The sequence below is a fragment of the Rhizobium cauense genome (assembly GCF_019511525.1).
GTDB lineage: Bacteria > Pseudomonadota > Alphaproteobacteria > Rhizobiales > Rhizobiaceae > Rhizobium > Rhizobium cauense.
The window spans coordinates 36943-56358 of the sequence record NZ_JAEUAT010000015.1 but is presented as its reverse complement, the minus strand read 5'-3'; the positions used below and the strand labels follow the sequence as shown (position 1 = coordinate 56358).

General features: G+C 60.1%; 24 protein-coding genes. 12 read left to right on the top strand and 12 right to left on the bottom strand.

All coding sequences use genetic code 11. From position 1 onward, the window contains the following. The first annotated feature begins 47 nt into the window (after positions 1-47). The 3 genes from nthA to JNB88_RS23895 are packed head-to-tail and all read left to right on the top strand — an operon-like array spanning position 48 to position 1694. On the top strand, positions 48-680 hold the full coding sequence (nthA, locus tag JNB88_RS23905; protein WP_220357588.1) for a nitrile hydratase subunit alpha: 633 nt from the start codon (positions 48-50) through the stop codon (positions 678-680). After that, positions 677-1336, top strand: a complete 660-nt coding sequence (nthB, locus tag JNB88_RS23900) for a nitrile hydratase subunit beta (RefSeq protein WP_220357587.1) — start codon at positions 677-679, stop codon at positions 1334-1336. The genes nthA and nthB overlap by 4 nt, the downstream gene beginning before the upstream one ends. Continuing rightward, positions 1323-1694 carry a nitrile hydratase accessory protein gene (locus tag JNB88_RS23895; protein WP_220357586.1) on the top strand — a complete coding sequence of 124 codons (372 nt, stop codon included), beginning with the start codon at positions 1323-1325 and terminating at the stop codon, positions 1692-1694. Before nthB ends, JNB88_RS23895 begins: the two co-directional genes overlap by 14 nt. Positions 1695-1696: 2 nt before the next feature. Here JNB88_RS23895 and JNB88_RS23890 read toward each other — a convergent pair whose 3' ends face one another. The 3 genes from JNB88_RS23890 to JNB88_RS23880 are packed head-to-tail and all read right to left on the bottom strand — an operon-like array spanning position 1697 to position 3382. Beyond that, positions 1697-2479 carry an anti-sigma factor family protein gene (locus JNB88_RS23890; RefSeq protein ID WP_220357585.1) on the bottom strand — a complete coding sequence of 261 codons (783 nt, stop codon included), beginning with the start codon at positions 2477-2479 and terminating at the stop codon, positions 1697-1699. Then, the gene (locus JNB88_RS23885; RefSeq protein WP_220357584.1) at positions 2476-2991 is read right to left on the bottom strand and encodes an RNA polymerase sigma factor; all 516 of its coding nucleotides are present in this window, start codon (positions 2989-2991) and stop codon (positions 2476-2478) included. The genes JNB88_RS23890 and JNB88_RS23885 overlap by 4 nt, the downstream gene beginning before the upstream one ends. Positions 2992-3001: 10 nt before the next feature. Next, the gene (locus tag JNB88_RS23880) at positions 3002-3382 is read right to left on the bottom strand and encodes a COG4315 family predicted lipoprotein (RefSeq protein ID WP_220357583.1); all 381 of its coding nucleotides are present in this window, start codon (positions 3380-3382) and stop codon (positions 3002-3004) included. Positions 3383-3529: 147 nt separating this feature from the next. On the opposite strand from JNB88_RS23880, the gene JNB88_RS23875 reads away from it, so the two are divergent. Continuing rightward, a complete protein-coding gene (locus JNB88_RS23875) occupies positions 3530-4657 on the top strand; it encodes an ATP-dependent DNA helicase (protein WP_037129000.1) in 1128 nt (375 codons plus the stop codon). 9 nt (positions 4658-4666) lie between these two features. On the opposite strand, the gene JNB88_RS23870 is transcribed toward JNB88_RS23875, so the two are convergent. After that, entirely contained in the window at positions 4667-5353 is a 687-nt protein-coding gene (locus JNB88_RS23870; RefSeq protein WP_220357582.1) for a MerR family transcriptional regulator, read from the bottom strand. 428 nt (positions 5354-5781) lie between these two features. Here JNB88_RS23870 and JNB88_RS23865 point away from each other — a divergent pair, with 428 nt between their 5' ends. Further along, positions 5782-6534 (top strand): pyridoxine 5'-phosphate synthase, encoded by a 753-nt coding sequence (locus tag JNB88_RS23865; RefSeq protein ID WP_220357581.1) that lies wholly within the window; start codon positions 5782-5784, stop codon positions 6532-6534. 56 nt (positions 6535-6590) lie between these two features. Here the strand turns inward: JNB88_RS23865 and JNB88_RS23860 are convergent, their stop codons facing one another. Continuing rightward, on the bottom strand, positions 6591-7478 hold the full coding sequence (locus tag JNB88_RS23860; RefSeq protein WP_220357580.1) for an SDR family oxidoreductase: 888 nt from the start codon (positions 7476-7478) through the stop codon (positions 6591-6593). Between the two features lie 118 nt (positions 7479-7596). Between JNB88_RS23860 and JNB88_RS23855 the strand changes: the two genes are divergently transcribed. Continuing rightward, positions 7597-8013 (top strand): winged helix-turn-helix transcriptional regulator, encoded by a 417-nt coding sequence (locus JNB88_RS23855; RefSeq protein ID WP_037128993.1) that lies wholly within the window; start codon positions 7597-7599, stop codon positions 8011-8013. On the opposite strand, the gene JNB88_RS23850 is transcribed toward JNB88_RS23855, so the two are convergent. The 4 genes from JNB88_RS23850 to JNB88_RS23835 form a co-directional block, all read right to left on the bottom strand. Continuing rightward, on the bottom strand, positions 7999-9228 hold the full coding sequence (locus tag JNB88_RS23850) for an MFS transporter (RefSeq protein WP_220357579.1): 1230 nt from the start codon (positions 9226-9228) through the stop codon (positions 7999-8001). The two genes, JNB88_RS23855 and JNB88_RS23850, sit on opposite strands and share 15 nt — an antisense overlap. A gap of 66 nt (positions 9229-9294) precedes the next feature. After that, positions 9295-9912 (bottom strand): TetR/AcrR family transcriptional regulator, encoded by a 618-nt coding sequence (locus JNB88_RS23845; RefSeq protein ID WP_220357578.1) that lies wholly within the window; start codon positions 9910-9912, stop codon positions 9295-9297. 60 nt (positions 9913-9972) lie between these two features. After that, complete coding sequence (locus JNB88_RS23840; protein ID WP_220357577.1) at positions 9973-10890, bottom strand: bifunctional helix-turn-helix transcriptional regulator/GNAT family N-acetyltransferase; 918 nt, start codon at positions 10888-10890, stop codon at positions 9973-9975. A gap of 60 nt (positions 10891-10950) precedes the next feature. Then, positions 10951-11670 carry an aspartate/glutamate racemase family protein gene (locus JNB88_RS23835; protein ID WP_220357576.1) on the bottom strand — a complete coding sequence of 240 codons (720 nt, stop codon included), beginning with the start codon at positions 11668-11670 and terminating at the stop codon, positions 10951-10953. 154 nt (positions 11671-11824) lie between these two features. Between JNB88_RS23835 and JNB88_RS23830 the strand changes: the two genes are divergently transcribed. Both JNB88_RS23830 and JNB88_RS23825 read left to right on the top strand, forming a co-directional pair. After that, positions 11825-12289, top strand: a complete 465-nt coding sequence (locus JNB88_RS23830; protein WP_037128981.1) for an Lrp/AsnC family transcriptional regulator — start codon at positions 11825-11827, stop codon at positions 12287-12289. Positions 12290-12418: 129 nt separating this feature from the next. Beyond that, positions 12419-13690, top strand: a complete 1272-nt coding sequence (locus tag JNB88_RS23825; protein ID WP_037128979.1) for an NAD(P)/FAD-dependent oxidoreductase — start codon at positions 12419-12421, stop codon at positions 13688-13690. 34 nt (positions 13691-13724) lie between these two features. Here JNB88_RS23825 and JNB88_RS23820 read toward each other — a convergent pair whose 3' ends face one another. After that, positions 13725-14771, bottom strand: coding sequence for an NAD(P)-dependent alcohol dehydrogenase (locus JNB88_RS23820; RefSeq protein ID WP_220357575.1), 1047 nt, complete (start codon positions 14769-14771; stop codon positions 13725-13727). Between the two features lie 187 nt (positions 14772-14958). Between JNB88_RS23820 and JNB88_RS23815 the strand changes: the two genes are divergently transcribed. The 3 genes from JNB88_RS23815 to ilvC all read left to right on the top strand — a co-directional run bounded on the left by JNB88_RS23815 (position 14959) and on the right by ilvC (position 17728). Next, the gene (locus JNB88_RS23815; RefSeq protein ID WP_220357574.1) at positions 14959-15864 is read left to right on the top strand and encodes an AraC family transcriptional regulator; all 906 of its coding nucleotides are present in this window, start codon (positions 14959-14961) and stop codon (positions 15862-15864) included. Positions 15865-15997: 133 nt separating this feature from the next. Continuing rightward, the gene (locus JNB88_RS23810; protein WP_220357664.1) at positions 15998-16663 is read left to right on the top strand and encodes a TetR/AcrR family transcriptional regulator C-terminal domain-containing protein; all 666 of its coding nucleotides are present in this window, start codon (positions 15998-16000) and stop codon (positions 16661-16663) included. A 45-nt stretch (positions 16664-16708) separates the two neighbouring features. After that, positions 16709-17728, top strand: a complete 1020-nt coding sequence (gene ilvC / locus JNB88_RS23805; RefSeq protein ID WP_037128972.1) for a ketol-acid reductoisomerase — start codon at positions 16709-16711, stop codon at positions 17726-17728. A gap of 49 nt (positions 17729-17777) precedes the next feature. On the opposite strand, the gene JNB88_RS23800 is transcribed toward ilvC, so the two are convergent. Then, positions 17778-18365, bottom strand: coding sequence for a class I SAM-dependent methyltransferase (locus tag JNB88_RS23800; protein ID WP_220357573.1), 588 nt, complete (start codon positions 18363-18365; stop codon positions 17778-17780). Positions 18366-18455: 90 nt separating this feature from the next. Beyond that, the gene (locus JNB88_RS23795; RefSeq protein WP_037128968.1) at positions 18456-18713 is read right to left on the bottom strand and encodes a GlsB/YeaQ/YmgE family stress response membrane protein; all 258 of its coding nucleotides are present in this window, start codon (positions 18711-18713) and stop codon (positions 18456-18458) included. A gap of 152 nt (positions 18714-18865) precedes the next feature. Here JNB88_RS23795 and JNB88_RS23790 point away from each other — a divergent pair, with 152 nt between their 5' ends. After that, positions 18866-19336 (top strand): YidB family protein, encoded by a 471-nt coding sequence (locus tag JNB88_RS23790; RefSeq protein ID WP_220357572.1) that lies wholly within the window; start codon positions 18866-18868, stop codon positions 19334-19336. Positions 19337-19416: the final 80 nt, after the last annotated feature.

Genomic DNA, 19416 nt, shown 5'->3' with positions numbered 1-19416 from the left:
GCGCAAGAGCCTAAAGATAGCTGCAGACTGGCGAAGGGAGATATCTGGTGCACGACGACGATCACCATCACGACCATCACCATCATGACAACCGCTATACCGACATGCAGGCGCGGGTGAGGGCGCTCGAGACCGTCCTGACGGAGAAGGGGCTGATCGACCCCGTGGCGATCGACGCGATCGTCGAGACCTATGAAACCAAGATCGGTCCGCGCAACGGCGCGCATGTCGTGGCGAGGGCCTGGAGCGATCCGGCGTTTGCGGATTGGTTGCGGCGCGATGCGACGGCGGCGATTGCGAGCCTCGGCTACACCGGTCGCCAGGGCGAGCACATGCGTGCAGTGTTCAACTCCGATGAAACGCACAATCTCGTCGTCTGTACTCTTTGCTCCTGTTACCCCTGGTCGGTACTGGGCCTGCCGCCTGTGTGGTACAAGGCGCCGGCCTATCGCTCGCGCGCGGTTATCGATCCACGCGGCGTGCTCGCCGAGTTCGGTGTGACATTGCCGAAGAGTAAGAAGATCCGTGTCTGGGATTCTACGGCCGAGTTGCGCTATCTGGTCATTCCAGAGAGGCCGGAAGGCACCGAAGGGTGGAACGAGGAGCAGCTTGCCGACCTCGTCAGTCGCGACGCGATGATCGGAACAGGCCTCGCTGCTGCCCCTGGAGTTGCGCCATGAACGGTCCGCACGACCTTGGCGGCCAGATGGGTTTCGGCCCGGTGGCACCGGAGAAGAATGAGCCTTATTTCCACGCCGATTGGGAGAAGCGGGCGCTTGGACTGACGCTGTCCGGCGGTGCGCTTGGCGCCTGGAATATCGATGAGAGCCGGCACGCGCGCGAGAACATTCCACCGGCGAGATATCTTGCTGCGAGCTACTACGAGATCTGGACACGGGCGCTCGAGGTGCTGCTGCAGCGCCATGGGTTCGTGATGGCGGACGAGATCGCCTCCGGTCACAAGCAAATGGATGGCGCAACGCCGAAGCGGGTTCTCAAGGCCGATATGGTAGCGGGCGTTCTCGCCAAGGGTGGCCCTTGTGACCGGCCGGTGACAATGGCGCCTCGCTTCGCTGCCGGCGACAAGGTTCGAACCATAAACTTCAGTCCGACGACACATACGCGGCTGCCCCGCTATGCGCGGGCCAAATCCGGCGTGGTGGAGGCAGTCCAGGGCTCCTACGTTTTCCCCGACGACAACGCCCATGGAAAGGGCGAGAACCCGCAATGGGTCTATACGGTCGTGTTCGATGGAGGCGAGATCTGGGGCGAGGGTGCCGACCCGACGCTGAGCGTGTCGATCGATGCATGGGAGAGCTATCTTGAGCCAGTGTGAGATACGCTCGCCGCTGGCGCAATCGCCGCAACTGCCGAGATCGACCGATGGCGAGCCGGTCTTTCCCGAACCGTGGGCTGCGGAAGCCTTTGCCATAACTGTGCATCTGCACGAACGCGGTCTCTTTACCTGGGGCGAGTGGGCCGAAACCCTATCCAGCGAGTTGCACGCTCCCGGGCGCGCCGAAGATGGCAGTGACTATTTCGATTGCTGGGTTGCTGCGCTTTCGGCAATTCTCGTCAAAAACGGGGTCGCTGATGCCGACATGATCCTCGACCTTCAGAAAAGCTGGCGGCGGGCGGCCGAAGCGACACCGCATGGCAAGCCGATCGAGCTTGCCAACGATCCGCTGCGCTGAGCTCAGGACGGAAACTGCCTGTAACACTCCTCCGCGACCTTTCTCAGCACATCGCGCGAAACCTCGCCCGTCACGGCGTAGCCGAGTTCACCGTCGATCCAGTAGAAGGTCTCGACATTGCCAGACGAGGCGAAGCGGAAGCTGGTCGACCTGTTGTCCGCGTTACGCCCGACGAGGACCGTCAGGCGTTCGCCTGCCTGATCCTCGTACATGAACATCGCACCGGGCTTGCCATCGACGGGCAACAGGCGGCCGCCGACCAGCTTGAAGCCGAGCTCCTGCAGGTTCGGAACCCTGAGGTTTTGAATGGCAAGCCGCTTGCCGAGCCAGGTCGCCAAGTGGGCCTCCTCGTCGGCAAAGACCTCCACAGGGTGTCGGACCTCCCCGGCGTAGACGAGGAAGGCGTTACGGGCTTCATTGGGAAGTGTTTCGAGTTCCGTCAGCTCCAGATCCGGTTTTGCAAGCAGCGTCGGTCCATAATGACCGCTCAGCGCGCCGAGACCGAAAATCGCCATGGTCGCAGCCGCTATGGCAAGGCGTTTCGACCAGTTTGCGGGGTCCCTGCGACCGGTCACCAGCCCTATGTCGGCGTCCGTGGACCTTTCGTAGGCAGCAAACAGCGATCGGATCTCGGCATTTCCTGCCGTCCATTCCGCCACTCTGGCGGCATCGTCCGGATTGTCGTTTAGCCACGCCTCGACGCGCACGCGTGCCTGCTCGGGAAGCTGCCCGTCGGCATAAGCATGGAGATCCGCTTCGGTCACGGTCTGGTTGGTCTCGTTCATTTCGGTCTCCGAAGCGTAATGACATTGTCAGCTTTCATGCGCTCTCCGATCCGCTGGCGCGCGCGTGACAGGCGGGACATGACCGTCCCGATCGGGATATCGAGCGCGGTCGCTACCTCCTGGTAGGTATAGCCTTCGATGACGACCAGCATCAGCACCGAGCGATTTTCCTCCGACAAGCTGTTCAGCGCGTCCTCCAGCCGCGAGTGTTCGAGTGGATCGGGGACCGGATCCACCGACACGATGTCCTCGGCGCTGTCGAGTTCCACGAACGGCGCGCGACCCGTCTGGCGGCGGCTGTTACGATAGAGGTTCGTCATGATCGTCAACACCCAGCCGCGCAGGTTCAGTCCTCGCCACTGTCCGCGACGGGCCAACACCTTCTCGACGCAATCCTGCAACAAATCCTCGCCGTCAGTATCGGAGCGGGTGAGGCTCCGCGAATAACGTCTCAGCGAGGGAAGGAGGGCCAGAATCTGGCCCTCGAACGTGTCGTGGCCTGGTGTCTTCAAATCAGTACGCTCATGGCTTGACGAGATCCCAGTTGCCGCCAACGCCGTCACCGGTAATGTCGCCCATCTTCTTGTCCTTGACCCAGTAATACAGAGGCATGCCGTCCTTCGCCCACTGCTTGCTGCCGTCCTTTCGTTCGACGATCGAATATGCACCTTCCGGCTTCGCATCGCTAGCGGCCATGAGTGGCGGCCAATTCTTGGCGCAATCGTCGTAGCAATTCGACATGCCCTTATGGTCTTTCTTGAACGTGTAGAGGGTCATGCCTTTCTCACCGGCCAGAACCTTCCCTTTTGCGGTCTCGACGGTCTCGACGGGCGGGGCGGCAAAAGCGGATGTTGCGGCGGCGGATGCAATGGCAAATGCGATCAGCATCTTTGCGGATTTCATGGGCTCTCTCCTCACGTGTTGGGCACGCTTGATTGCGTTACCGGACATGAGACACCATGGCCGCCGGTTTTATTCCCTTGTGATCGCCCGTTCGTCCGGATTTTCAGGGTTGCCTATGTCAGGCGAATCCTGCCAAGTCGGTCCACGATGCAATTTGCTCCGCAACAAGATGAAGCCCTGAAGGCCGTTTCAAAATGGTTGAAGGAAGGGCGGTCGCCGCTTTTCCGTCTGTTCGGCTATGCCGGTACGGGCAAGACGACGCTTGCACGGTATTTCGCCGAGCATGTCGACGGGGATGTGTTATTTGCCGCGTTTACGGGCAAGGCGGCCCAAGTGTTGCGATCACGCGGCGCCAGCAATGCGAAGACGATCCACTCCCTGATTTATCGTCCGCGCGGCGAGGAGGCTGTCGAGGACGAGGAAACGGGCAAGACCTCCATCGCGCCGATGTTTTCCATCAACCGGCAGAGCCCGGTCGCCAAGGCTGCCCTTATCGTGGTCGACGAGTGCTCGATGGTGGATGAAGCGCTCGGCCGAGACCTGATGAGCTTCGGAACTCCGATCCTGGTCCTCGGCGATCCGGGGCAGCTGCCTCCGGTTTCAGGGGGTGGCTTCTTCACCAATCAGGAACCGGACTATCTGCTGACCGACATTCACCGCCAGGCCCGCGACAATCCGATCATTCAGCTCGCAATGCAGGTGCGCGAGGGCAATGAAGTCAGCTATGGGAACTACGGCACCGCGCAGGTCATCTCAAAGAATGACGTGAACCAGTCGCTGGTCCTCGATGCCGATCAGGTGCTTGTCGGCACCAATCGAACGCGCCGTCGGTATAATCAGCGCCTGCGAGAATTGAAGGGCTTTACGGCGGAGTATCCGCAAACCGGTGACAAGCTGGTCTGCCTGCGCAACGATCCGGCAAAGGGCTTGCTCAACGGCTCGCTCTGGCAGGTGATGACATCGTCCAAGGAGACGACAAAGCCGGGTATCAATCTGCTGATCCGGCCTGAAGACGACGACATGGATCGCGGCGCAGCGAAGATCAAACTGCTGAAGCAGGCTTTCGAGGATGTCGAGGGTGAAATCCCCTGGAATACGCGCAAGCGTTACGACGAGTTCGACTATGGCTATGCGCTGACGGTCCACAAGGCGCAGGGTTCGCAGTGGAACAACGTCGTGCTGTTTGATGAAAGCTGGGCATTCCGCGACACCCGGGAGCGGTGGCTCTACACCGCGATTACGCGTGCAGCAGAGACCCTGACGATTGTGCGCTAGGCTCGACTGTCAGACTTGGACGACGCCGAGCATGACGGCCTTGGCGATGGCCTGAAAGCGGTTGTTGGCGTTGAATTTCTGGATGATGCCGGTTTCGAGGCTTTGTGCGTCGTCGTTTCGCAGGTCCAGGGTGCGCGCTATGCGCTGCGTGGAAAGCCCTGCTGCCATCAGTGCCAGACAACGCAACTCCTGATCAGTCAGCAGTGATCCGCCTTGATTGTCGTTGAGCGGTTGGTCGCCGGTCGCCTCGTGGTCGAGCAGATTGGACACCTGCTGCATCTGGCGATGCAATGTGGACATTTCCGCGCTGAGTTCGCGTTTGCGGGTAACGAGTGCATCGCGAAACAAAGCTTCGGCGGACTCCTGCGTTTCGGCCTCGATGAGATCGTTCATAAGATCCTGGATTACTGCAACCGCCATCCCGGCCTCGCGGCAGGCATTGATAACGGCCATGCGCATGACGTCGCTCGGCTCGTAGACACGCATCAGGCCGATTCGGCTGGCCGAAATCAGCCCTTTTTCCTCATAGAAATGCAGGGTTCGATGGGTCACGCCAAAGGCATTGGCCATGTCGGCTATGGGCACTCTTCCGTGGGGTAAATCTGCGGGCAGGGCTGCTGAGGGGAGGAACCGGTGCCGCGGTCGCGCTTGTGTTGCGAGATCTGACGTGAACCCCTGCTTGTAACCTTCTACCATGGTGTCCCTCCCATCGTGCTCATTGTGCATCTGCAAATTGCAAAAGGGTGCGGCTGAGTGGGGTTTCCTCTTAGCGTTCTTGTTCCAGTGATCGAAGCAACTGGCGGAGTTCTCTTCGATATTGCGAGCTTACGTTACTCGGGAATTACGTATTTTGTTAGTATCAAAATTAGTGACTTTTAATTTGCAGGGCAACCGGTCGCAAAAGTTGCGCAAAGTGATGGTGATTCGCGGAGAAGACGATCCTGTGGAAACACCTCGCCGCTTAAAGCGTGGCGACTGAACCGGATCTACTTTCACTCGTACTGCTGTCGAATGGGACGCCCACGTCATCACAGATTCACATGCATTCATGTACGAATCTCGTTGGCCCATCCAGGTTCATTGGCTTAGAAACGATCATCCTTCGCTTTAGTGGAATCCCCGCCATGCCGACTACGCTTTCCGTCAATCTCAATGCCATCGCGATGCTCCGCAACCGCCGCGACCTGCCGTGGCCAAGTGTCGAAGGGCTTGGGCGCATTGCGCTGCAATCCGGTGCGAGTGGGTTGACCGTGCATCCAAGGCCCGATCAGCGACACATCCGTTTCTCCGATCTGCCCGTCATCCGAAACCTGATCGACGATGAGTTTCCTGATGCCGAATTCAATATCGAGGGCTACCCCACCGATGAATTCCTGGAGCTTTGCGCCACTGCAGCGCCCGAGCAGGTCACGCTGGTTCCTGACGATCCTTCGCAGGCGACCTCCGATCACGGCTGGGATTTCCGCAAGCATCGGGCCCTTCTGACCGACGTTATCGCGCGGCTGAAGAAGACGGGTACGCGCGTGTCGCTTTTCGCCGATGGTGATGGAGACGCCGAGGCCGTTGAGATCGCCAAGGCGGTAGGGGCCGACCGGATCGAGCTCTACACTGGTCCTTACGGCGGATGCTACGACGCGCCCGAACGGGCAGGGCCAATCCTCGAGGCGCTCGGCAAAACGGCCGACGCGGCGCTGGCGATCGGCTTGGGTGTCAATGCTGGACACGATCTGACGGTGGCGAACCTGCCGCCGCTCGTAAAGCGCATTCCGAAACTTGCGGAGGTGTCCATCGGGCATGGATTGACGGCCGACGCGCTGGAATTTGGCATGGCCGAAACCGTCCGGCGGTTCTGCCGAGCATGCGGCCAAAAGATCTAGAGGACGGAATAGTGGGAGCCCGCCCCGGTGGTGCGGAGCGGGCTTCTGTGACTGTCTTAAGCGATAAGCGCGGCCTTGTGCGAAACGAAGAAGTCCTTCAGCGTTTCAGGCTTCCTGCCCGTCAGCCTCTCATAATCGGCGGTTACGAGATCAAAGTTGCCCGCACGGATGTTGGCGTCCGCGGAGACCAGCATGTCTGCGACAAAATCGGGCAGGCCGGCGCTACGCATGCCTTGGCCGAGCTGCTCGTCGGTGACTTGCACCGCCTTCAGCGGTTTCCCGGTCGTATCAGCGACGATTGCAGCGATCTGATCGGCGGTCAGGGCTTCGGCGCCCGTTACCGTGTAGGTCGCGCTTTCCTTGGTTCCTGAGGCGAGAGCTGCCGCAATCGCTCGCGCGCAGTCTTCGCGGGAGATGTTGGAGATCTTGCCTTCTCCGCTTGCCGTGTACCAGCTTCCGGACTGGAGATTGTGCGGCATACCGTGGAGGTAATTGTCCATGTACCAGGCATTCCGGATGATCGTATAGGGAACGCCGGCTGCCTTGATGGCATTCTCTGTACCGAGGTGGTCGGGTGCGAAGGTCACCAGCGACTTGTCCGGCGAGGGCATCGACGTGTAGGCGATGTGCTTCACTCCCGCCTTGACCGCTGCTTCCACGGCTGCCTTGTGTTGCTTGAGACGCTGGCCGGGGACGGCAAGCGCATCGGTGCTTATGACCAGCAGCCGATCGACGCCGTTGAAGGCCGCCGCAAGCGAATCGCCGTCGTCGAAATCAGCCTTCCGGGTAACGACACCCTTGGCCGCGAGGTCTGCGAGCTTGGCCGGATCGCGTGTCGCCGCAATGATGTTTGCGGCAGGAACCTTCTCTGTTTCCAGCAGGTGGTGGATGACCCGCTGGCCGAGCTGGCCGGCGGCGCCGGTGATGAGAATGGTCTCGCTCATGTCTTCTTCCTTTAGCTTCACTACTGGTCTCAAAAAGAGAGTAGCTCTAGATTAGGAATTGACTAGCATCTGTAAAGAAGGCAGTTTTTTCGCTCTACGTTACCAAAAGGGAACCACCATGAGCGGAGCTGTCGTCAACCTGAAGAACAAGGCCGCCGGCATTCGTCGGGAAGTCGATCTCAGCAGCCTCGATTTCAACAATTGCCCGGTCCGGGACATGATGCAGCAGATCGGCGGAAAATGGTCGACGCTGATGCTCGAGGCCTTGTCGCAGCGCCCGTATCGATTCGGGGAACTGCGGCGGATGATCCCTGACATTTCCCAGCGAATGTTGACCCAGACGCTACGAGACCTGCAACGCGACGGCTATATCGAGCGGGAAGTGTTCCCGACCAAGCCGCCGAGCGTCGAGTATCGCATGACCGATCTCGGTCGTTCGCTCTATAGCACGCTCGCATTGCTGCTGAACTGGGCGGAAGCAAACCATGATGCGGTTCGCGCCGCCCGGCTCCGGTTCGATTCAGCCAACGTCTGAGACCGGTTCCTTGCCTCTGCCTTCCGTCAGGAAGAGGAGGAAGGCGAGGGCAGGGAAGCAGAAACCGATCCAGGCGGTCATCGTCCAGCCGCCTGTGGCGTAAGCCCAACCGCCCACAGCAGACCCGATTGCCCCGCCGGCGAAAAACGTGGCCATGTAGAGACCGTTCAGGCGGCCGCGATGGTCAGCGCTGATCGCATAGATCGCCCGCTGGCCACAGACGAGGTTGGTCGTGACGCCAAAATCCAACAGGATTGCCGCTGCTGTCAGTAGCAAGAGCGCCGTCAGCGAGCCGTCCGTCGCGAAGTGGCTGATGAGAAAGGCGGACATTCCAAGCAGCATCGCCAGTGTCGACGCGGCTTTCGTCAAGCCGCGGTCGGCCAGGCGTCCGGCGATCGGCGACGCGATTGCGCCGGCTGCACCGGCCAGAGCGAACAGCGCGATGCCATTCTGCGTCAGCCCAAATTCAGGACCTGCGAGCAGCAAGGGCGTGGTGGTCCAGAACAGGCTGAAGGCGCCGAACATGCCTGCCTGGTAGAGCGCGCGCCGCTGCAGAACGCGCGACTGCAGGGCAAGGTCCGCCATCGAGGCAAGCAGCTTGCCATAGCTCAGTCTGGTGTGAGGGACGCGTACCGGCAGATTGGCCCTCAGAACGACGACGAGCGCGATCATCACCGCGGCCGAGACAAAATAGACCATGTGCCAGGAGGTTGCTTCGGCGAGGAAGCTGGCGAAGGGGCGCGCCAGCATGATGCCACAGAGCAGCCCGCTCATGACGTTGCCGACAACGCGGCCGCGGCTTGCATCGGGCGCCATATGGGCGGCAAAGGGAACGAGCACCTGGACGGCCACCGAGGCGAGGCCGATGCAGAGAGACGCCAGAAGAAACATCGCAGGCGTCGACGACAGGGCAGCGCCCACCAGCGCGATCGCAGAGATGACGATCAGCATTAGCACAAGCTTGCGGTTTTCCAGCAGATCGCCGAGAGGAACGATCAGAAGAAGACCGAGACCGTAGCCGATCTGTGTCAGGGTGACGATCAGGCCGGTTGCCGCCGGCGTGAGACCGAGGGATGCACTGATCGGTCCCGCCAGCGGCTGTCCGTAATAGAGGTTGGCGGCAACGAGTCCGCACGCGGCGGCGAAAAGAAATGTCATCAGGGGCGAGATCGTCTGTGGGGCGACGCTTTCCCGTGTGGTGGTCGAAATACTCATATTGGCTCCGGTGGGGGATATCGGATGATCAAAAAAGTGTGGCGTGAGGACGGGCGATCGCACCCCTCACGCAAGAAGCTTCATTGCATTCTCGGCGACGGCAGCCATATCTTCCTCGCTGCGTCCGGTCTTTCCCACGACACGCATTCCCTTGGTCACGCAGAGGAGGGCGCGCGCGGTTGAGGCAACGTCAATTTCGTTGGAGATCGAGCCGTCGGTTTGGCCGAGGCGGATGAGATCGGCGATCATGGTCTCGTTGGCTGCGAAGGCAGCAGCGACGCGTTCGGCAGCCTCCTCATCGAAAAGCGCAAGGTCGTTGGCGCTGCTGACGACGAGGCAGCCGCGCCGACCGGAGGCTCCATGCGACGAGAGGGCGTAGTGGTTCAGGACTTCACGAACTTTGTCGCGGCCGGTTTCGACTTTCGCCATGCGCGCATCCAGCAGGGCGCGGCGGACGTACCGATATCGGTCGAAGGCTGCGAGGAAAACACCGCGCTTGTCCTTAAAAGCCTTGTAGACGCTACCGGAGGCAAGGCCCATCGCTTCGGTGAGCTCGCTGATCGACGCTGCGTGGTACCCGCGTTCAGAAAAGACCTCCAACGCCTTGTCTAGCGTTGCGTCGCGGTCGAACTCACGCGGTCTTCCGCGTGTGCGTGTGGCTTCTGTGTGGGTCGCTACGGTCATGTGACCTAATTAGGAAATGATCATTTCCAAATCAAGCGAAACTTTTGCGACGCAGCAAAGTCAGAGGTCGAGCACCCAGGTCTGGCCGTTTTCCTCGGGGCCGAACATCCGGTGCCTCTCCTCGGAAACAAGCCGGAATCCGGCCTTCACGTAGATGGCGCGCGCGGCGTGAAGGGTATCGTTCGTCCAGAGCGATATCTGCCGATATTTCTTTGCCCTGGCAAAGCGAAGGCACTCGTCGACCAGCATCTTGCCGAGTCCGAGGCCGCGGGCCGCCTTGTCCACATAGAGCAGGCGAAGCTTCGCGACGCCGTCGCCGCCATTGGTAATGAGGACGGAGCCAATGTTTACGCCGCCACGCTCGGCAATCCAGCAATAGTCCATCGCCGGATCGAAATTTGCCAGGAACTTTCCCGCGACCTCAGCCACGAGGCCCTCGAAGCGCATGTCCCAGCCGTATTCCTCGGTGTAGGCCTTGCCCTGACTTTGGACGATCCAGCCGATATCTCCTGGCCTGTGGGCACGGATGACCAATGGAGGAGGTGTGGCATCCGCATCAAGCAATGAGCGGATGGTCGTCATTGCCGCCACCACGCTTTGCGGTTCACCGTCGACGAGAGTGGCGAAACGTTCTGCTATCTGAGCGCTCGATCGCCTTCCAAGTTCCTCGAATTGCTCATGTCCCCTGTCGGTGATCACGATTGTCTGGCTGCGCAGATCGCTCGGATCCGCCTTTGTCTCGATCAGGCCGTCGGCGCGAAAGCGCTTGAGGATGCGACTGAGGTAGGCGGGGTCGAGGTGCAGGTCGCGTGCAAGGGCCACAGCGCTGACGCCCTTGCGAGAGCCAATCTCGAACAGAACGCGCGCGTCGGTGAGCGTGAACTCGGTATCGAGATAAGCCCGGTTCAGGACCCCGAGGAAGTTCGTGTAGAAGCGATTGAAGTCGCGGGCGACGTCGATCAAAGCGGAATCGGACATGGACAGAATCTCCTGTTAAGAGATTCTGTCCTGCATTTAATTGACTGAGTCAACTAAAATTCAAGCTGCAGCCGTTTCCTCACCATGCTCGTTACCAAGTGCGAATTCGACGGCCGCGCGGGCATGTATCGCCGTCGTGTCGAAGCCGGGCAGCGGCAAGCGGTCAGGGTCGAGGATGAGGCAAATCTCCGTGCAGCCGAGAATGATGCTGTCGGCGCCCTTGGCACGCTCGCGCTCGATGATCTGCATGAGCTTGTTGCGCGAACCATCGAGCACCTTTCCGGCGCAGAGTTCATTGAAGATGATGTCATGGACGGAGGTACGGTCGGCTGCTTCGGGGACGACGATGTCGACGCCGAGGCTTTTCATGCGCTCGGCATAGAAGCCGTGCTCCATCGTGTATCGTGTCGCAAGCAGCAGCGGGCGCTTGCGTTCGGCGGCTTTCAGGGATTTCGCGGTTTCGTCTATGACGTGGATCAGCGGCACGGAAATCCGCGCGGCGACCTGATCGGCTATCAGGTGCATCGTGTTGGTGCAGATCAGCATGCAGCGTGCTCCGGCGATCTGCAGGTGCAGTGCCACGTCGCCAAGTCGGTTTGCGGCGGCGTCCCAGTCTCCGGCCTTCTGCATGGAGACGATCTCGTCGAAATTGACCGAGTGCATGAGGAGGTCGGCCGAGGCAAACCCGCCGAGGCGTTTGCGCACCATTTCGTTGATCATGCGATAGTACACTGCCGAGCTTTCGAAGCTCATCCCGCCGATCAATCCGATTGTCTGCATTGCTGTCCTCCCGTCTTGAATTTTCCTGTTGCCGAGATCATGCGTCGATTCTCATGCAAATTGTCTGCTTGCCTGAAACTCGTCGTTTGCGCTGTATTTTTGCGCCAAATGGGAATATTGTGCAAAATACATCAACAAAGGCATGTGAGGGCCGATGCTGGATGAGCGCGACCGACGAATCCTGGAGTTTCTGCAGTCCGATGCTGGCATTTCGGTGACGTATCTCGCCGAGCGGGTCGCACTATCGGTCTCGGCCTGTTCTCGGCGCATCCAGCGGCTCGAAGAGAGTGGCCATATCGCGCGCCGGATCGTCGTTCTCGACCGTGAGAAGATGGGCGTGCCGACAACGGTGTTCGCGCTTATCAAGACGGCCCATCATACTGACGTGTGGATCGAGAAGTTTCGCCGGGCGATCAGCAGCATTCCTGAGATCGTGGAGGCGCACCGGCTGACGGGAAATCACGACTATATTCTGAAGATCGTACTCCCGCGCGTCGAGCACTACGACGTGATCTACAAGCAGATTGTTCGGAAGATTGAACTCTTCGATGTGTCGGCGTCCATTTCGATGGAGTTGCTGAAAGGCGGGACATCCATACCTGTCGCCTATGCCGACTGAGTGAGAACGCCGCCAGGTTCGGTGCCTTGGCAACCGTTTGAAGCAGGCGAGCTATGCTCAAACAGTGGTTGAAAGCTACGCGCAATCAACGACATTGGATATGGCGAAACAGGCATGGAAAGGCAGTTCATGAGCGAGCACCATGTTGTCGTTGTTGGCGGCGGCTTCGGCGGATTGCAACTGGTCAACGATCTGAAGGGCGCGGGCGTCCGCATTACCCTGATCGACCGGCGTAACCATCATCTCTTTCAGCCCTTGCTCTACCAGGTGGCGACGACAATCCTTTCGACCTCCGAGATCGCTTGGCCAATCCGCCATCTCTACAGCGACCGCCAGGACGTAACGACTTTGCTCGGAGAGGTCATTGACGTCGATCCGGTCGCAAAGGAAGTTACCTTACGCAACGGCATGACCTTACGTTATGGTACGCTTGTCCTCGCGACCGGGGCAACACATGCATATTTTGGACGGGACGACTGGGAGCCGGTTGCGCCTGGCTTGAAGACGCTCGAGGATGCAACAACAATCCGCCGTCGGGTGTTGCTCGCCTTCGAGAGGGCGGAAACCGAGACCGATCCTGCGTTGCGCGAAGCCCTCCTGACCTTCACGATCGTCGGCGCCGGGCCGACCGGGGTCGAACTCGCCGGCATCATTGCGGAACTCGCCCGCAAGACACTGCCGAGGGAGTTCCGCAATATTGATACGCGAAAGACACGCGTGGTGCTCGTCGAGGCGGGACCGCGCGTGCTTCCGACCTTTGCCGAAGAGCTCTCGGTCTATGCCAGCAAGGCGCTTGTGGAACTCGGCGTTGAGCTGCATATCGGCGAGCGCGTACTGGAGTGCACCGCAGAAGGCGTAGAGACGAGCGAAGGCTTCATCCCGAGCCGTACGATCGTCTGGGCCGCCGGTGTCCAGGCATCGCCCGCCGCCAAGTGGCTGGATGTTCCTGCCGATCGGGCGGGCCGCGTCGTCGTCGAGAAGGACCTGACGGCACCGGGGCTTCCGGATGTTTTCGTCGTCGGCGATACGGCGTCTGTCACGCGGGAGGGAGGCGCTCCCGTGCCGGGGATCGCACCGGCCGCCAAACAACAGGGCGCTTATGCCGCGAAGGTGATCCGGGCGCGTCTTGCGGGAAAACCGGCGGTTCCGCCGTTCCGATATCGTCACCAGGGCAGTCTTGCGACGATCGGGCAAAGTGCCGCGATCATCGATTTTGGCCGCATCAAGCTGAAAGGCTGGATCGCCTGGTGGATATGGGGCATCGCCCACATCTACTTCTTGATCGGGACACGTTCGCGTTTTGCGGTGGCCTGGAGTTGGCTCTGGATCTATCTGAGCGGGCAGCACAGCGCGCGGCTGATCACACAGAAGGAAACCATGCGCGACGACAATCGCGCATAGGAAAAGGGCGGCCCAACGCCGCCCTTTGTGTTGGTCAGGCTGCCAGCGAGGCGATGTCGATGACGAAGCGATAGCGAACGTCGCTCTTCAGAACGCGTTCGTAAGCTTCGTTCACCTGCTGGATGTTGATCTTCTCGATCTCGGAGACGATGTTGTGCTCGCCGCAGAAGTCTAGCATTTCCTGGGTTTCCTTGATCGAGCCGATCATCGAGCCGGAAATGCTCTTGCGGCCCGGGACCAGCGAAAAGGCATGAACCGGGATCGCTTGTTCCGGGAGGCCGACGACCACCAACGCTCCGTCCACCTTCAGCAGGCCAAGATAGGCGTTCCAATCGATCTCGGCGCTGACCGTGCAGATGATCAGGTCAAATGTACCGGCAAGCTTCTTGAACGTCTCCTCATCGCTGGTCGCATAGTATTCCTTGGCGCCGAGCTTGAGGCCGTCTTCCTTCTTGGAAAGGCTTTGCGAAAGGACGGTGATGTCGGCACCCATGGCCGCGCCGAGCTTGACGCCCATGTGACCGAGGCCGCCCATGCCGACGATTGCGACCTTCTTGCCCGGGCCGGCATTCCAGTGACGCAGCGGCGAGTAGAGCGTGATTCCGGCGCAGAGCAGCGGGGCCGAGGCGTCGAGCGGAAGGTTGTCCGGAATGGACATCACATAACCTTCCTTGACGACGATCGAGTCGGAGTAACCGCCTTGAGTGCGCGTCTTGCCGTCGACTTCGAAGTCGTTGTAGGTGCCGACCAGGCCGGGCATGTATTGTTCGCGGTCGAGGTCGCGGGTTGCACAGCCGACGCAGCTGTCGACGAAACAGCCAACGCCGACGCGGTCGCCGACCTTGAATTTGGTCACGGCCGAGCCGACGGCCGAAACGATGCCTGATATCTCGTGGCCCGGCACGATCGGGTAAACGGCATTCTTCCATTCGTTGCGGACGGTGTGGATGTCCGAATGGCAGATCCCGGCGAACTTGATATCGATCACGACATCATCAGGATTGGGATTGCGACGCTCGAAGGTAAAGGGCGTGAGCGGCTTCGACGCATCGGTGGCAGCATAGCCTTTTGCGATAGGCATCTGGGACTTCCTTTCGGGTTGCTGGGTGGATGGCCGAAAATGCATCGGAACACCTCCCGTGCGGTAGAGCGATCCTCCGAGCTTTTTGCATAATCCTGCAAAATTGAGGGGGTGGGCTATTCTCGGGGGCTCGAACCTATCCTAGATAGTGCGCATCCCCGGCGCCGCAGATGAAGGGTTTCCTTGCATGACCTTGCCGTTCAATCCCTATCAGGAAATCGCTTCGATCGCTGCGAGATATGCAGGTGAGGAGGGTGAAATCCGCACCGCCATCGAGAGCCTGGGGATCAGTCGCCGGCACTCGCCGAGTGCGCCTTGCCACGGTAGCTATCGACCGTGCATCGCCCTTGTCATCCAGGGCTCCAAGAGCCTTCGCCTCGGAACCGATGTCATCAATTACGGCGCCGGCGATTACCTTCTGACCTCGCTTGATCTGCCTGTCGTATGGCGTGTTGTCGAAGCCAGTGCGGAGGTTCCGCATTTCTGTCTAACGCTTGCCATCAACAGCGAAAAAGTCCTTGAGTTGCTGAGCCGTGCCGACATGCCACGGCCTCTCATGCCGGGGCAGGGCCGCGGCATTGCGGTCAACGTTGCGACGCCGGAGCTTCTGGATGCGACCGTGCGGCTCCTGCGCTTGCTTGATAGTCCAAAGGACATAGCAGCGATGGCGCCACTGATCGAACAGGAAATCCTCTATCGCGTGCTCACAGGTCCCGACGGCGGCCGCCTGATCAGCATCGCAGTCGCGGACAGTCATGGCAACCGTATTGCGAGGGCGATCGCCTGGCTCCGGCAGAACTTCGCGCGCCCGCTGCGGATCGAGGATCTCGCCGAGCAGGTCAATATGAGCGTTTCGTCGTTCCATCATCATTTCAAGTCGATCACCGCAATGACGCCCGTGCAGTACCAGAAGCAGTTGCGGCTGCACGAGGCCCGCCGCCTGATGCTGGTGGAGCGTCTTGACGCCGGCACTGCCGGGCACCGGGTTGGCTATCAAAGTCCGTCGCAGTTCAGCCGCGAATACAGTCGGGTCTACGGCTTGTCACCCGTGCGAGATGTCGAGACGGCGCGAGAACCGGTTGACGCTGCATGAGCCTGCTGGCTTGAGTTGGTTGAACTCGGAGTACTCGAGGCCGTGCGCTGCAGCATGAAATTTTCCCTTTGTGCTGCTTGACGTGCACGAGGGTTTGAAGCATAAAGCCTGCGAACCGTACCGTACGGTACTTATCGGGAGTGAAGCCGTGTCCGTCGATAATTTGGAGCCCAGCGAGTTTTCGCCGCGCCAAAACGCCGTCCTGGAGCAGGCGTTGCAGCTGCTCGTGGAGGGTGGCGAGAAGGCGCTGACGACGTCAGGCGTTGCGCGCGCGGCCAATTGCTCCAAGGAAAGCCTCTACAAGTGGTTCGGTGACCGCGACGGGTTGCTGTCTGCCATGATCGCCTACCAGGCGAGCAAGGTGCGCACATTCGAGCGCAACGGCGAGCGGCTGACGTCGACCAGCCTGCACGATCATCTCGTCATCTTCTCGAAGGATCTGCTTGAGGTTCTCGCGGGAGATGTCTCGCTGGCACTCAACCGCCTTGCCATCGGCCAGTCGCATCGCGACGGCTCCAAGCTCGGGAAGCTGCTGCTGGAGCGGGGTCGCCGCCAGATCGACCGTCGTGCCATGGGCCTGATCGATTCAGGCAAGCGCGCTGGTCTGCTGCGCTTCCATGATGCCGACGAGGCATATCACACGCTTTATGGCCTGATCGTTTCCGATCTGCATGTCCGCATGCTGCTCGGCGAGCCGGGTCTCAAGGATACCGCGCGTCAGGCGGAGAGGGCGGTTTCCGCCTTCCTGCGCCTCTATGGCACGGAAAAGGTTTTGGCGGAGATGCCGCTCGTCGGCTGATCGCCTCTTACAAGTCACAGGACAAGCAAAGGGAAGGAAATTCAAATGCGCGTCTATTACGATCGTGATGCAGATCTCAACCTCATCAAGTCGAAGAACGTCGTCATCGTCGGCTACGGTTCCCAGGGTCGCGCACACGCCCTGAACCTGAAGGACAGCGGCCATGCCAACGTGGCGATCGCCCTCAAGGCCGGCTCGGCAACCATCAAGAAGGCAGAAGCCGACGGCTTCAAGGTCATGACCGTTGCCGACGCCGCCAAGTGGGGCGATCTGATCATGATGGCAACGCCTGACGAGCTGCAGGCCGACATCTACAAGAGCGAAATCGCCGGCAACATCCGTGACGGCGTTGCTATCGCTTTCGCACACGGCCTCAACGTTCACTTCGGCCTCATCGAGCCGAAGGCTTCGCTCGACGTCGTCATGATCGCGCCGAAGGGCCCGGGCCACACGGTTCGCGGCGAATACCAGAAGGGCGGCGGCGTTCCCTGCCTCGTTGCCGTTCATCAGAACGCTTCGGGCAACGCTCTTGAACTCGCTCTCTCTTACGCTTGCGGCGTTGGCGGCGGCCGTTCGGGCATCATCGAAACCAACTTCCGCGAAGAGTGCGAAACCGACCTCTTCGGCGAACAGGTCGTTCTCTGCGGCGGTCTCGTCGAGCTGATCCGCGCCGGCTTTGAAACGCTGGTTGAAGCAGGCTACGCGCCCGAGATGGCCTACTTCGAGTGCCTGCACGAAGTGAAGCTGATCGTCGACCTGATCTATGAAGGCGGTATCGCCAACATGAACTACTCGATCTCGAACACGGCAGAGTGGGGCGAATACGTCACCGGCCCGCGCATCATCACGGCTGAAACCAAGGCTGAAATGAAGCGCGTCCTGCACGACATCCAGACCGGCAAGTTCACGTCCGACTGGATGCAGGAATACAAGGCTGGCGGTTCGCGCTTCAAGGGCATCCGTCGCATGAACGACAGCCACCAGATCGAAGAAGTCGGCGCGAAGCTTCGCGGCATGATGCCTTGGATCGGCAAGAACAAGCTGGTCGACAAGTCCGTCAACTAAGCGGTTTCAGACTGCTGTTTCAGCGGGGCCGGGGCGAAAGCTCCGGCCTTTATTTTTGCGTTCGCACGGCAAGCCAGCGTGTCGGCTTTCCGTCGTAACCGGTACCGTCGCCTTCGCTGATGACGATGTTGTGCCAGCCGCCATTGCTCAGCATTTCCGACAGCAGTTCCGCCGACGGGTAGTTGTAATAACGACCGAGGCTGTCGTGCCCTTCGGCTTCGCCCGCCTTGAACGTAGCATGAAATGTGCCGCCCGGTCGCAGTGCGCCACGAACGCGCTCCAGGACATCAGGAAGGCTGGCCCGGGGAACGTGCAACAGGCTGGCCTCGGCCCAGACGCCATCGAAGGCTTCGTCTTCGTCGAGATCCTCGAAGCGCAACACTGCAACAGGACGCTTGAGTAGGGATGCCGCCTGTTTCGCGATTGCTGGCGATCCGTCGGTCGGCGTCACGTCGAAACCCTTTGACAGCATGTAGGCACTGTCCTGGCCTCCGCCGCAACCCAAGTCGAGGATGGCCGCGCCCGGAGGCAGCAGCGACAAGAAGGCGTCCAGCCGTCGAACGGGCAAGGTGCGTTGCCGCGAAGCATAGGTGGCCGCGTTGTCGTCATAGAATGCAGATGTACTCTCGTCTGCCATGATCGCTTGCCCAATGAGCCAAGGCCGGAGTTACACGCACAAAGTCGCCGCCTTTGAGGCGACGCTTATTCCGTCGACGTCAATAACAAGCTAGATGGAGCGGCGCCCGCTTACGGCGTGGTAGAGCCACAGCACCACGACGGCACCAATGACGGCCACGACGAGGCTGTAGATATTAAGGCCGGTCACGCCAGATGCACCGAAGAAGCTGAAGATCACACCGCCGACGATTGCGCCGACGATACCGAGGACGATGTCCATGAGCATCCCCGCGCCCGACTTGTTGACGATCTTGCTGCCGATAAATCCTGCAATCAGTCCAAGGATAATCCAAGCGATTACTGACATCTGCGTTTCCCCTCCTTGATTGGTTGAATATTCAGGCCATCTTCCCGTTCAAGCTAAATAGCTCGTCGGGGAATTCAAGGTTCGCAGGAACCTTATGCTTTCATTCTACAGTTGTTTTTCTGTGAAATGAAGAAACCGAAAAGGAGGATGGCATGGGTATCTTTGATGACGCCGTTCCAGGCGGAAGTATATCGAAACCGATGATGATTGCTCTTGGTGCGTTGCTGGTGGGAAAGCTCCTTGGTGGCGGAGGCAGCCAGGCCGATCAAACCGCCCAGCAGGCCAATCCGCAGGCTAGTCCCCAGGCCGGCGACGGCGGGCTTCTCGGTGGCCTAGGTGGGCTCGGCGGTCTTGGTGGCCTTCTCGGCAAGCTGACGGAAGCCGGGCAGGGCGACACGGTGGATTCCTGGGTCCAGCCCGGGCAGAACAAGCCAATCGCGCCCGGTAGCCTTAATGATGCGCTCGGCTCCAAGACGATAAGCGATCTCGCACGTCAGGCGGGAATCAGCGAACAGGAGTTGCTGAACCAACTTTCGACGGTTCTGCCAGGAGTGGTCGACAAGCTGACACCGCGGGGCCAGCTGCCGACCCAAGAGCAGATCGCATCGCTTTTCCGTCAATAATCTATCACAGCGCCAACGGCCCTGTTTCCCTCGGGAGGCAGGGCCTTTCCGTATCATTTTCCGGTCGCACCTCTGATTTT